General features: G+C 57.2%; 12 protein-coding genes. 3 read left to right on the plus strand and 9 right to left on the minus strand.

What is annotated here, in order from left to right; all coding sequences use genetic code 11:
• Positions 1–437 precede the first annotated feature (437 nt).
• From dnaB to HMPREF2765_RS00235, 9 genes are all read right to left on the minus strand, one after another.
• Complete coding sequence (dnaB, locus tag HMPREF2765_RS00195) at positions 438–1,793, minus strand: replicative DNA helicase (RefSeq protein WP_049326737.1); 1,356 nt, start codon at positions 1,791–1,793, stop codon at positions 438–440.
• A 105-nt stretch (positions 1,794–1,898) separates the two neighbouring features.
• Entirely contained in the window at positions 1,899–2,915 is a 1,017-nt protein-coding gene (locus HMPREF2765_RS00200; RefSeq protein ID WP_239662258.1) for a glycosyltransferase, read from the minus strand.
• 336 nt (positions 2,916–3,251) lie between these two features.
• A complete protein-coding gene (locus tag HMPREF2765_RS00205) occupies positions 3,252–4,058 on the minus strand; it encodes a class I SAM-dependent methyltransferase (protein WP_049326735.1) in 807 nt (268 codons plus the stop codon).
• A gap of 644 nt (positions 4,059–4,702) precedes the next feature.
• A complete protein-coding gene (locus HMPREF2765_RS00210) occupies positions 4,703–5,008 on the minus strand; it encodes a hypothetical protein (protein ID WP_005504046.1) in 306 nt (101 codons plus the stop codon).
• Between the two features lie 241 nt (positions 5,009–5,249).
• Positions 5,250–5,702 (minus strand): 50S ribosomal protein L9, encoded by a 453-nt coding sequence (rplI, locus tag HMPREF2765_RS00215; RefSeq protein WP_049341934.1) that lies wholly within the window; start codon positions 5,700–5,702, stop codon positions 5,250–5,252.
• 20 nt (positions 5,703–5,722) lie between these two features.
• Complete coding sequence (gene rpsR, locus HMPREF2765_RS00220) at positions 5,723–5,959, minus strand: 30S ribosomal protein S18 (protein WP_004005948.1); 237 nt, start codon at positions 5,957–5,959, stop codon at positions 5,723–5,725.
• Between the two features lie 83 nt (positions 5,960–6,042).
• Positions 6,043–6,675: a single-stranded DNA-binding protein gene (locus HMPREF2765_RS00225; protein ID WP_005504055.1), complete on the minus strand. Its 633-nt coding sequence runs from the start codon at positions 6,673–6,675 to the stop codon at positions 6,043–6,045.
• A 96-nt stretch (positions 6,676–6,771) separates the two neighbouring features.
• Positions 6,772–7,077, minus strand: a complete 306-nt coding sequence (rpsF, locus tag HMPREF2765_RS00230; RefSeq protein ID WP_005504056.1) for a 30S ribosomal protein S6 — start codon at positions 7,075–7,077, stop codon at positions 6,772–6,774.
• Between the two features lie 190 nt (positions 7,078–7,267).
• On the minus strand, positions 7,268–8,692 hold the full coding sequence (locus HMPREF2765_RS00235) for a CCA tRNA nucleotidyltransferase (RefSeq protein WP_070604009.1): 1,425 nt from the start codon (positions 8,690–8,692) through the stop codon (positions 7,268–7,270).
• Between the two features lie 126 nt (positions 8,693–8,818).
• Between HMPREF2765_RS00235 and HMPREF2765_RS00240 the strand changes: the two genes are divergently transcribed.
• The 3 genes from HMPREF2765_RS00240 to HMPREF2765_RS00250 all read left to right on the plus strand — a co-directional run bounded on the left by HMPREF2765_RS00240 (position 8,819) and on the right by HMPREF2765_RS00250 (position 12,440).
• Positions 8,819–9,322 (plus strand): NUDIX hydrolase, encoded by a 504-nt coding sequence (locus tag HMPREF2765_RS00240; protein ID WP_005504058.1) that lies wholly within the window; start codon positions 8,819–8,821, stop codon positions 9,320–9,322.
• 66 nt (positions 9,323–9,388) lie between these two features.
• Positions 9,389–11,053 carry a murein biosynthesis integral membrane protein MurJ gene (murJ, locus tag HMPREF2765_RS00245; RefSeq protein WP_070593512.1) on the plus strand — a complete coding sequence of 555 codons (1,665 nt, stop codon included), beginning with the start codon at positions 9,389–9,391 and terminating at the stop codon, positions 11,051–11,053.
• 196 nt (positions 11,054–11,249) lie between these two features.
• A complete protein-coding gene (locus HMPREF2765_RS00250; protein ID WP_246822855.1) occupies positions 11,250–12,440 on the plus strand; it encodes a serine/threonine protein kinase in 1,191 nt (396 codons plus the stop codon).
• The last annotated feature ends 93 nt before the right edge of the window (positions 12,441–12,533 follow it).

Here is a 12,533-nt window from a genome sequence, read left to right on the forward strand (position 1 = left end):
GCCGCGGCGACTCATACAACTATACAGACCACCAAACAGCCCTGCAACCCGAAAATGGGTGAAGTGGGACACAAACAGGGCCTTGAAAGGGTCTCAAACACCCTCACAAACATCAAACAGCCTAGTCAGTGCGTTTTATGGGTGCTAAAAAATCTTTAAAAAACTTCCAAAAAACCTTATAAACGCAGAAGAAACCACTCAAACCCTCACAGAATGCCCTCTAGAACCCCCTCCGCAGCCCCTATTCCCATACCCTGCGCTTGATTCCTAACCCTGCACGATTCCTAACCATGCGCCTGGGCGCCCATACCTATTACCTATAGATACAAAAAGCCCCTCCCCTTCCATCCTGCAAGGAATAGAAGAAGAGGGGCACAGCTACAGAGTGCTGACGCCTAGCGCTGAAACGCTTAGTACTGAATTAGTTGAGTACGGGGTTAGTACTGGGGAGGCGCCTCATTCGCCATATTGTTGAAGCGCGAGTACTTACCGCTAAACGCCAACGGGATAGTACGAGTCGGACCACCACGGTGCTTAGCAATAATCATGTCTGCCTCACCCACGCGTTCACTATCCGGGTTATACATATCCTCACGATGCAGCAGAATCACCATATCCGCATCCTGCTCAATAGAACCCGACTCACGCAGATCCGAAACCATCGGACGCTTATCAGTACGTTGCTCCGAACCACGGTTCAACTGCGACAGCGCAATCACCGGAACATCCAGCTCCTTAGCCAACAGCTTCAGGCTACGAGAAAACTCCGAAACCTCCTGCTGACGCGACTCAACCTTCTTACCCGAACTCATCAGCTGCAGGTAGTCCAGCACCACAAGCTTCAAATCATTACGCTGCTTGAGGCGACGGCACTTCGCGCGAATCTCCATCAGAGTCATATTCGGCGAATCATCAATAAAGAGAGGCGCAGAATCAATACGACCCTGCAGAGTCGCCAAGTTCGTCCAACCCTCAGTATCCAGGTCGCCCTTCTTCAGACGACCCATCGAAATCTTGCCCTCCGCAGAGAGAATACGCATCGCCAACTCAGTACGACTCATCTCCAGCGAGAAAAACACAGTCGTCATCTGATGATGAATAGACGCAGAACGAGCAATATCAAGAGCCAAAGTCGACTTACCCACACCCGGACGAGCCGCAATAACAATCATCTGGCCACCGTGCAGACCACCGGTCAGCTCATCAAACTCAATAAAGTCAGTCGGCACACCGTACACGCCATCGGGGCGGTTCGAGTTCGCATCAATCTCATTGATGGTCTCCTCCAACGCCTCAGAGAAAGACACATAATCTTCCTTCGCGTTACCATCAGTCACCGCATAAATCTCAGCCTGCGCCTGATCCACCAAAGTATCGACCTCAGTCTCATTGGCGTAACCCAGCTGAGCGATCTTCGTACCCGCCTCAATCAGGCGGCGCATAATCGCGTGCTCCTTAACAATCTCAGCGTAATACTGAGCGTTAGCAGCAGTCGGAACCGACGCAATCAGCGTATGAATATAGGCCGCGCCGCCCACACGAGTCAGCTCACCGCGCTTCTTCAGCTCATCAGCAACCGTAATCGCATCCGCAGGGCTACCGTGACCGTAAAGAGAAAGAATCGCCTCATAAATCGTCTCGTGCGCCGGCTTATAGAAATCAGACGCACGCAGGCTCTCAACCACATCCGCAATAGCGTCCTTTGACAGCAGCATGCCACCGAGCACCGACTGCTCAGCCACATCATCATGAGGCATAGTGCGGGAACCATAATCAATGGCAGTTTCAGACATGCTTATCCTCGCGTTTCAATCCGGTATCTACGACGTTCCAGAAACAATTTCTGTAGAACTCCTATGCTAGTTTCTCACGAAGGCACACGCGAAACATATACACGCCTAATGGGCAGCGCGCAGATAATCCTCAATCTTCTCAACGGCGAGCGCCGCCCCATCCATAGTGCGCATTGCCTCACCCAGCTGCCGCGCCCTAGCGCGCATGCCCTCATCGCTGAGCAGACGGTCCAGAATATCGCGCATATTGCCGCGGCGCACATCATTCTTCGTGAAACGCAGGGCGTTACCGTAGCGCACGCACTCCTCAATATTCCAGCTTTGCTCCGCCTGCATCGCAATACCGGCAAACGGCACACCCGCCAGGCACGCCGTCTGTACTGTCCCCTCACCGCCGTGGGTTATCGAGGCATCAATATGACCGGTGAGCAGATGCGCCGGAACAGTCCCGGCGAAATGGATATTGCTGCCCAGCAGGTGGGTATCCGAGAGCTGCACCCCGCCGCCAACCAGCACATCCACCGGAGCGGCTGACAACTGTTGCAGCACCTGCACCAAAATATCTGCGGAGCCGGATGAGCCCATTCCCACGTAAATCAGTGGCCGCTCCCTGCGCTCGCGAACAATCTGCGGCAGTTCACCGGGCGCACGGTAATAAATAGGCCCCACACCAACATCAGGCTCTACCAAAGAATCCCCGCGCAGCTGCGTAAACAGAGAACAGATAAGATTCACGTCGGCACTGAGCATATCAACAGTACGGCGAGGAAGCCTCAGCCCATGCTCACGTGCCACACGAGTAAAAGAAGCCGGCTTATACGACAACACCCGCGCCACCGCACGCAACCACCCCGGTGCCGCAAGCTCGCCACCTACAGGCTTCTTCGAAAAATACGTCGACGAGTAAGCATACGGGCGCGCATAGAAAATAGGGACGCCCGCAATACGCGCAGACAGCAGCATCGTCAGATTAGAACCAATCACCACAGCATCCGCGCTAAAGTCACGAATAGCCTCAAGCTCAGCGGCGACCCGCCGACGCACCATATCGGTCGTGAAAGGATGCCGCACTCCCCTGCCCTGATCCAACGCCATAATCTGCTCCGCCTCAGCATCGCTCATGATTGGCTCACGAAGATGCACAGGAAGCCCGGCGCTTTCCAGTAGCCCCAAATACTTAGGGGAATACACGTGGAACAAGACCGTATGACCTCGCTCCCGAGCCACACGCGCTATCTCAATACAGCGCGTGGTTTCACCCATATTGAAGCTTTCGGGAGAGAAAAGAATACGGCTCATAACAAACTCCGGCAGGCGCACACGTGACTGAGCCGATTCTGCGGCTCATACACCGCGGCTCATACACCTCAGTGTAAAACGGAGCCCCAGTATTCCCTCGGATAGAGGGGAATACTGGGGCTCCGTTTCGCTGTATAAGCTTTGCGGTGTGACTCTGTCTTACTTCTTACGCAGAATCAGACCGATAGCGCCAATGTGGTCCGCGTGGCGGCGGAACACACCGCGCATACCCAGCACACGCTCACGAATCTGCGGCTTACGCGCCAGGTTGAACGCAATCTTCGCAACGCCAGCGGGACCCTCATCAGCCAGCAGACGCTTCGGCTCCAACAGAGCCATATCGGTCTGGTACACATCCAGCACCTCGAAGCCAGCCTCTTCCGCCAGCGCAGTCCACTCGGCAACAGTCAGCGGGCGGGCGTTCACACGGATAGTGCGCGCCAAATCCTTCTGAATCTCTTCCTTCAGCTCGGGGCGCAGATAATCGGGAACCAGCGACATCTCGTGAATAGCGTAGTAGCCGCCCGGACGCAGCAGACGAGCCGCCTCACGCATAATCTCCAGCTTGTGCTTATCGGTCTGCATGGTCAGCATCGCCTCGCCCACCACGGCGTCGTAGCTTTCTGAGGGCAGACCGGTCTCCTGGGCGCTAGCGTTCACCACACGGTAGTTCGGCTTAGTCGATGCGCCAATACGCTCGGTTACGATTTCAGCAGCCTTGGGATCAAGGTCCACACCGGTATAGCTCTTGGGGGAACGCTTCACAATCTCCAGGGCGGTAATACCCAGGCCCGGCGCAAACTCCACGACGTCAATGTCGCCGCCCAGAGCACGAGCCAGCAGCCAGTTGGTGGTCTCGCGGCCGCCGGGGCGCAGAACCTTCTTGCCCAGCTGAGCCAGCAGCCAGTGACCTGCTGCCTTTTCGGCGGGGCGGTCGGTACCGGGAACGGAAGGGGTCTTAGACACGGAAGACAACTCCTCAATACTTGTATTTAATATGCAAAATTTATCTTTCCCAATTCTAGACCCGCCACCCCAAGAAAGGAAATGTGACGTTATATAGAAGTGTGGTTGCCCTTTGTTACAGCATGCCGCAACACCACTACAGCCATCCTTGCCACACACCCTAGAGATTAAACAGAAACTGGAGCTGAACCTCTCGGTCCAACCCCAGTCTCATCACACACACATACATACGAAAATCAGAGCCACTTCCGCAAGGAAAGTCCAACTTTCTGATGGTCCTCTCGAACCATCTATATAAAGTATTACGCGTAAACCTTTATTCCCTGTAGGTTAAAGCTGTAAGAAAGCTGGGAATAGATTTTTCTTCAAAATCGAGGTGCAGCACCCCGGATTTCACGCGGAAACTACACGTCGCGTTAAAAGAAGAAAGGCAAGGCGCTTTTGCCTTGCCATCCTTCTTTCGCTAGCGGGCGACCCCGCTACACGAAACACACACATTCACATCGCAGTCCTCTCGAACCAACACTTATAGTAAACACCCCCAACCTTATGGGAGGATTGAATTTCGCTGGAAACAAGCTGGGAGAAAACCAACAGAACCCTGAGAGCTTTGATATTGTGCAGTTCGCGGACTCTAAACCGGGCTAATAAGCCGCCATATACAGACCCAGCAGCACCAACGGGTTAACCGCTACAGAAATAACCGCCAAGCAAATATTAGCCACGCGGTACTGACGGAACTTCACCAGACCCACCAGCGCGCACACCAGCGCAACACTGGACGCAAGGCCGCCAACCACCAGCAAAAGAAGCAGAAGAGCAGTAGCGACATTCGCGTCCGCAAATGGGATAACCGCTAGAGCGCACAGCAGCAAATTGATGCACTCCAACACCACACCCGTGGACAGAAGCTGCGCGCTAGAAGACAAACGTGAAAAAGATCGAGCCATGTCTACCAGTCTACGGGGTCAATTGGCGTACTTCGCAGCCGCAACCGCTCTAGCCACCAATCCTTCTACTACCCTACCCCTATTCTCAACCTCTCAAAAACAATGTTTCACGTGAAACATGTACAGGAGCGGGCACAGCTATGGGTACAACAAACGGGGTGCCCCTCACGAAGAGGGACACCCCGTCCGACACTCAACGCCGCAGCATCAAAGCACCAGCGTCAAATATCTAAAAACCTACTTACGCAGCAGCAACGACGTCCAGGACAACGTTAGCAACAACGTCAGGGTGCAGGCGGACAGTCACCTTGTACTCACCGGTGCGCTTGATAGCGGAACCCAGGTGGATGGTGCGCTTGTCAACGGAGCCAATGCCAGCAGCCTCAATAGCCTCAGCAATAGCCTCAGCCTTGACGGTACCGAACAGGCGGCCGTCAGCGCCAGCCTTGTGTGCAACGACAACCGGCTTAGCAGCCAGGGCCGCAGCAATTGCCTGAGCCTCTTCCAGAGAAGCCTTAGCACGAGCCGCACGAGCGGCACGGATGGACTCAACCTGCTTCTCGCCACCCTGGGTCCAGGTCACGGCGAAGCCGCGGGGCAGCAGGTAGTTACGTGCGTAACCGTCCTTAACGGTGACAACATCGCCAGCTGCACCGAGGCCGGAAACTTCCTGAGTCAGAATGATCTTAGCCATGTTACTGTCTCTCCTTCTCTTTAGCGGCCAGCGCCGGAGTAGGGCAGCAGTGCAACTTCGCGGGCGTTCTTAATAGCCTGAGCGATCTTGCGCTGCTCCTGAACGGTCACGCCAGTCACGCGGCGAGCGCGGATCTTGCCGCGGTCGGAGATGAACTTGCGCAGAAGTGCGACGTCCTTGTAGTCGATAACGGTGACGTCAGCAGCCTTGAGGGGGTTCTGCTTGGGTTTGGGCTTACGGATTTCAGCCTTAGCCATCGTGGTGCTCCTTAGAGTTGGGAGCCCGCGGCGGATAACCGCGGGATGGATTGATAAATTACTATTCGGAAAACGAAACCGGCTTAGAACGGAGGTTCGTCGTCGGCGCCGCTACCCCAGTCATAGTTACCACCAGACTGAGAACTCCACGGATCAGCAGCAGGAGCTGCGGGGGCCGCCGGAGCAGCCGGAGCGGAGTAGCCAGACTGGCCAGAGTAACCATTACCCTGAGCAGCAGCAAAATTGTTCTGCTGAGGAGCGGAGAAACCGCCCTGAGCAGCAGCGTTGTACCCAGCGCCACCGCCAAAGCCACCCTGCGCACCGCCACCGAAGTTATTACCTCCGGCAGAACGCTGTGCGCGAGTCACCTGAGCAGTAGCAAAACGCAGAGTCGGGCCGATCTCCTCGACCTCAAGCTCAAACGAAGTACGACGCTCGCCTTCCTTGGTCTCGTACGAGCGAGACTTCAGACGGCCCTGCGCGATAACCTGAGTACCCTTCTTCAGAGTCTCTGCAACATTCTCAGCGTAACCACGCCACACCGACGCACGCAGGAACAGGGTCTCCCCATCCTCCCACTGGTTCGTCTGGCGGTTAAAAGTACGCGGAGTCGATGCGATCGTGAAATTAGCAACCGCCGCACCCGCAGGGGTGTAACGAAGCTCCGGATCGCCAGTCAGATTACCAATAACGGTAATAACGGTATCGCCTGCCATTTGATGCCTCCTCGATAAGAGTTACAAGTATGTTGAATCCAGTACAGCGCAACCCCCTGACATTTTTAGGGGGGTCAGCCGACCGGAAAGAAACAACTACTTGCTGGAGATCTTCTGATCCTCCGGGCGGATGATCTTGGTACGCATGACGGACTCGTTCAGGTTCAGAACACGATCGAGCTCAGCTGCGGTCTCGGGGGTAGAGGTGAAGTTCACCACTGCGTAGATACCCTCAGACTTCTTCTGGATCTCGTATGCCAGGCGACGACGGCCCCAGATGTCGACGTTGTCGACGGAACCACCCTCGTTGGTCACGATCTCGAGGAACTTGGACAGCGACGGCTCAACCGCACGGTCCTCAACCTCGGGGCTGAGGATAACCATCAGTTCATATGCACGCATGATTAAACCCCTCCTTTGGGCTAAACGGCTATGGGATTTCCATAGCAGGAGATTCATTGTGCCCTACACGTGAAACACACCGGGCGGGGAACACGCATAGATTTCTTAACAATACACGAGAAAAAGCAGATAGAACAGTACCGCACCGCGTGACCTCAACCATGCGATGCGGTACCAAAAACCGCAGAAGCTACGCCTCCCGACGCTGCTCCCACCACTGCACCAGACGAGCCTTCGCCTCCTCCTCAGGAAGCGAACCCTCATCCAGACGCACATTCAACAAGAACTTATACGCCTCACCCACCACCGGGCCCGGCGCAATACCAAGAATCTGCATAATCTGACCGCCATCCAGATCCGGACGAATCGAGTCCAGCTCCTCCTGAGCAGCCAACTCAGCAATACGACGCTCCAAATCGTCATACGCCTCAGCCAGCGAACGCGACAAGCGACGATTACGAGTCGTCACATCAGAACGCGACACACGATGCAGACGCTCCAACTGATCACCCGCATCACGCACATAACGGCGCACCGCAGAATCAGTCCAACCCGACTCACGGTAACCATAGAACCGCATATGCAGCTCCACCAGACGAGCCACAGCCTTAATTGTGTCATTATCAAAACGCAGCGCACGCATACGCTTCTTCACCATCTTCGCGCCCACCACCTCATGGTGCAGGAACGAGACGGAGCCGTCCTTTTCAAACTTACGAGTCTTCGGCTTACCAATATCGTGCATCAACGCCGCAAAACGCAGAATAAAATCAGGAGCCGGGCACGGACCATCCTTGTCCGTCTCCTTCTCCATTGCCTGCTCCATCACCTTCAACGAATGCGCATACACATCCTTATGGTGATGCGCAGGATCCATCTCCATACGCAACGCAGGAAGCTCCGGCAACACATAATCCGCCAGACCCGTATCCACCAGCAGGTTCAAACCCACCCGCGGATAATCCGCCTCAATCAGCTTCACCAGCTCATCACGCACACGCTCAGCCGAAATAATCTCAATACGGCCAGCCATCTCACGCATCGCCTCGAAAACCTCCGGGGCAACCTCAAGATTAAAACGCGCAGCAAAACGAGCCGCACGCATCATACGCAGCGGATCCTCAGAAAAAGACTCCTCCGGCGAGCGCGGAGTACGCAAAACACCCGCACGCAAATCCTCAACGCCACCAAACAAGTCAACAACCTCACCACTGGGCAAAGCCGCCGCCATCGCATTAATCGTGAAATCACGACGCACCAAATCGGCGCTCAAATCCGTGCCGAACTCCACCGTCGGCTTACGCGAATCCGAAACATACACCTCAGCACGGTACGTGGTCACCTCATACACCACGCCATTCTTCCGCGCACTAATCGTGCCGTACTCCTTGCCGATATCCCACGTATGCTCACCCCACCCACGCAGAATCTGCTCGCTCTGCTCCGGAGTAGCATCCGTCGTCAAATCAAAATCAGTGAAATGGCCGCCATCATCCAGCAGATTGTCGCGGACAATACCGCCCACCAAGTACAGCTCAAAACCCGCCGCACGGTACAGTTCTCCCAGCTCGGCGGCATCCGGGTACTTCGACACAACATCAATAATCAGCGACATAATCCTTTAATCGTGCCAGAAAAACCACCCACACGCCCACCCCACACCCACAACACCCCACCAAAGACAGCTATCTCACCCCAAACCGAGGCACCAAAACCTCAGCCTATCGGTTAAGGTAGAACCATGAGCATTCCCGTACCCCGCGCCCCCAAAACGCGCTTCACCGCGCCCGCGCGAGCGGTACCCGCCCCCGAAGAAGTCTCCGCAGGCGGGCTCATCATCGACTTCGACCGACCCGAACAGCTACCCGTAGCCATCATCGCCCGCATCAACCGCAACGGACAACGCGAATGGTGCCTACCCAAAGGCCACATCGAACACGGAGAAACCACCGTCGAAGCCGCACAACGCGAAATCAGCGAAGAAACCGGAATCACCGGCTACCCCGTAGCCTCCCTCGGCACCATCGCCTACTGGTTCACCTCCAACGGCACGCGCATCCACAAAACCGTGCACCACTACCTCTTCGCAGCAACCGGCGGCGAACTGAGCATCGACAACGACCCCGACCACGAAGCAATCGACGTCGCATGGGTCCCCCTCGAAGAGCTCCCCACCCGCCTCTCATTCGCCAACGAGCAACACATCGCCCGCAGCGCGCGCGAATACATCACCACCCAGCTCTAAACACCCGTTAAATAGAGCCCCAAAAACTAAAAGAAGCAATCACCCGCCGAAACAGGAGAGACATACGTGGCACGTAACGACGCCCGCTCAAGCGCAATCATGGCAGCAGGCACCCTCGTCTCGCGCATCCTCGGATTCGTCAAGACCATCCTGCTCACCGTAGCCATCGGCTCACTCTCAACCGTCGGCGACGTCTTCGAAACCGCCAACACCCTACCCAACCTCATCTACGTCCTAGTAGCAGGCGGCGTGTTCAACGCAGTCCTCGTACCCCAAATCATCAAGGCGGCCAAAGCACAAGACGGCGGCGCACGATATATCTCCAAACTCGTCACCCTCACCGTCACCGCAATCGGCCTCATCACCATTATCACTGTCGCCTGCGCCTGGCCCATCATCAGCATTATGGGCTCAGGATGGAGCCCCGAACAACGGCAGCTCGGCTTCATCTTCTCCCTCTGGTGCCTACCCCAAATCTTCTTCTACGGCCTCTACACCGTCATCGGACAGGTCCTCAACGCCAAAGACGCATTCGGCGCCTACATGTGGTCGCCCGTACTCAACAACGTCATCACCATCCTGTCGCTGATCCTGTTCATCTTCCTCTTCGGCGCACAAACCCCCAACCCCAACCCGATTCACACCGTAGACAACTGGACCAACGCACAGACCCTCGTGCTCGCAGGCTCCTCCACCTTCGGCGTCATCATGCAGGCGCTCGTCCTGTTCATCCCCCTACGCAAGCTCGGCCTGCGCCTCAAGCCCGACTTCGCGTGGCGAGGCATCGGCCTGCGCGCAGCTTCCAAGCTCGCCGCCTGGACCCTCGCCTCCGGCATCATCTCCAACCTCGCATTCCTCTACATGACCAAGGTCGCCGCAGGCATCGTCGGTCAGCGCGAACACTACGCCGCCCTCGGCATCCAAATCCCCGGCCTGCAGGCACTCAACTACGCCTCCATGCTGTACATGCTCCCACACGGCGTCATCGGCATCTCCATCGCCACCGTGCTCTTCAACCGCATGAGCGCCTCCGCCATCGCCGACGACAGCGACAGCGTCATCTACGCACTCTCCCACGGCCTACGCAACGCAGCAGTAGCCACCGTCTTCTGCATGGTCGCACTCATGGTACTCGCAGGCCCCGTCGCCGTGCTCTTCAGCGGCGGCGACCCCATCGCAGCAACCATCATCGCCAAGCTCATCGTCATCACCGCGCTCGGCACCCCCACCCTCACCATCAACTACCTCTACAGCCGCGTGCTCTACGCCCGCGAAGACGCACGCACCCCCTTCCGCATCCAGGTGTACTCCGCCATCATCATGGTCATCATGAGCTTCGCAGCGTCCCTGCTCGACGCACAGTACACCGTGTATATGCTCGCCTTCATCTACCCGGTGCACAACATCCTGATCCTGTTCATCAGCCACCACATGGTCCGCCGCCGCCTCGGCTACTACGGCCAGCGCGGCATCGTCAGCACCTACGCCCGCACCACCCTCGCGTCCCTCTTCGCCGGCGGAATCGCAGCCATCGCGCTCTGGCTGCTCGGCGGCTACCAGCTCGACGGATTCGCCTGGGCCTCCAAGCTCACCGCAATCATCACCCTCGCCGTATGCGGCACCGTCATGGGCCTGGCATACCTCGCCGGCATACAGATCTTCCGCGTCAAGGAAGCCAACGCACTACTGGCGCCCCTCACCTCCAAACTTGAGCGTTTTGCCCGCCGCTAAAGCAGCACACAACGCCCAACCCGGGTAGCTGCCCGTGCACCCACCTCACCCCACGCCGGGGCCCGCAGAGGACACAGGCAACCACCCGGACGCCACAAACTATCACTCAGCCCCAGCATCCTTCAATGCCGGGTAGAATCTAATAGTCAGGGCCCGCCACACGGCAGGCACTATGAAACCACCTCGGGAGAACACGTTGTCGCAACAGATTCCGGTCGGATCGGTCCTCGGAGGCCGCTACGAGATCACCGCACACATCATCATTACGGCAGAATCCGACATGGTGCTTGAAGGCACCGACCAGATTCTCAACCGTAAGGTCTCGGTCGTCGTCGCATCGCCCAGCCGCAGCGCACTGCTGGAAGCAAACTCCCGCGCGCTCGCAACCAACGCACGCGGCAACATCCAGATTCTCGACCTGGGCATCACCCCCGAAGGTAGCCGCTACCTCGTCACCTCCCACACCCGCCCCGACACCCTGCTGGACACCCTGCTGGTCGAAAACCACGCACTCTCCAACGCAGAAGACGCGCTGGGCACCGAAATCTTCGGCGACTCCGAAAGCGGCAGCTCCCCCAACACCTACGAGAAGGTCTCTGCTTCCAGCGCCAACCAGGAGAGCATCACCGCTGCCAAGAACTGGAACGCATCCGACAGCGCAGCCGTCACCGCGTACTCCGAACCCACCAGCATCTACGAGGATGACGAAGACGAAGAAGACGGCAGCCGCGGCACCTGGGCCGTCGCCCTGGCAGCAGTCCTGCTGCTCGTCATCGTCGCAGGCGGTATCCTCACCTCCCTGGGCGCAATCGGCTCCAACCAGGCAGCCGCACCGCACACCCCCAAGTCCTCTATGTCCGCCTCCGAATCGGCTGCGGCAAACGCCAGCGCATCGGCATCCCCGACCGCTAAGGCATCGAACGCACCGGCGAAGATCGCGTCCGTGGCTCGCTTCGTGCCCTCGAACCCCACGTTCATGAACGACATGGACACCCTCATCCCGAACCTGACCGACGGTAACGCCAACACCGCATGGATCAGCTACGGCTTCGGCACCGCCAACTACGCCGGCACCATCAAGGAATTCGGCCTGGCACTGAAGCTGCAGACCCCCACCGTCGTCTCCAAGTTGACCATTCAGCAGAACACCGGCACCGGCGGCTCCTTCACCGTCTACACCAACAGCTCTGCATCCCTGGACGGTGCGGTTGAGGTCGGCAAGGGCACCTTCGAAGGCAAGGACGCGGTCGTCACCCTGGACACCTCCAAGCAGAGCGCGGAAAAGGGCGCCTACGTGATCATCGTGGTCAACGAGCTGCCTCGCCTCTCCCTGCCGATTGGAACGTGGAATTACGGTCTGCGCATCAACGAAATCAAGGTGGACTAATCAACTCATAACGTGACGCCGACAGGGCGCTCGCACCCCAGACACAAGGGCGGGACTTCTGAACTCAACGATTCGGAAGCCCCGCCCTTTTTG

The organism is Rothia sp. HMSC062H08 (assembly GCF_001810775.1).
Lineage (GTDB): Bacteria > Actinomycetota > Actinomycetes > Actinomycetales > Micrococcaceae > Rothia.

Bases quoted from the DNA above. Each gene is read 5' to 3' on its own strand.
- dnaB (WP_049326737.1), bottom strand. From the start codon at position 1,793: ATGTCTGAAACTGCCATTGATTATGGTTCCCGCACTATGCCTCATGAT.
- HMPREF2765_RS00200 (WP_239662258.1), bottom strand. From the start codon at position 2,915: ATGAGCGATGCTGAGGCGGAGCAGATTATGGCGTTGGATCAGGGCAGG.
- HMPREF2765_RS00210 (WP_005504046.1), bottom strand. From the start codon at position 5,008: ATGGCTCGATCTTTTTCACGTTTGTCTTCTAGCGCGCAGCTTCTGTCC.
- rplI (WP_049341934.1), bottom strand. From the start codon at position 5,702: ATGGCTAAGATCATTCTGACTCAGGAAGTTTCCGGCCTCGGTGCAGCT.
- rpsR (WP_004005948.1), bottom strand. From the start codon at position 5,959: ATGGCTAAGGCTGAAATCCGTAAGCCCAAACCCAAGCAGAACCCCCTC.
- HMPREF2765_RS00225 (WP_005504055.1), bottom strand. From the start codon at position 6,675: ATGGCAGGCGATACCGTTATTACCGTTATTGGTAATCTGACTGGCGAT.
- rpsF (WP_005504056.1), bottom strand. From the start codon at position 7,077: ATGCGTGCATATGAACTGATGGTTATCCTCAGCCCCGAGGTTGAGGAC.
- HMPREF2765_RS00235 (WP_070604009.1), bottom strand. From the start codon at position 8,692: ATGTCGCTGATTATTGATGTTGTGTCGAAGTACCCGGATGCCGCCGAG.
- HMPREF2765_RS00240 (WP_005504058.1), top strand. From the start codon at position 8,819: ATGAGCATTCCCGTACCCCGCGCCCCCAAAACGCGCTTCACCGCGCCC.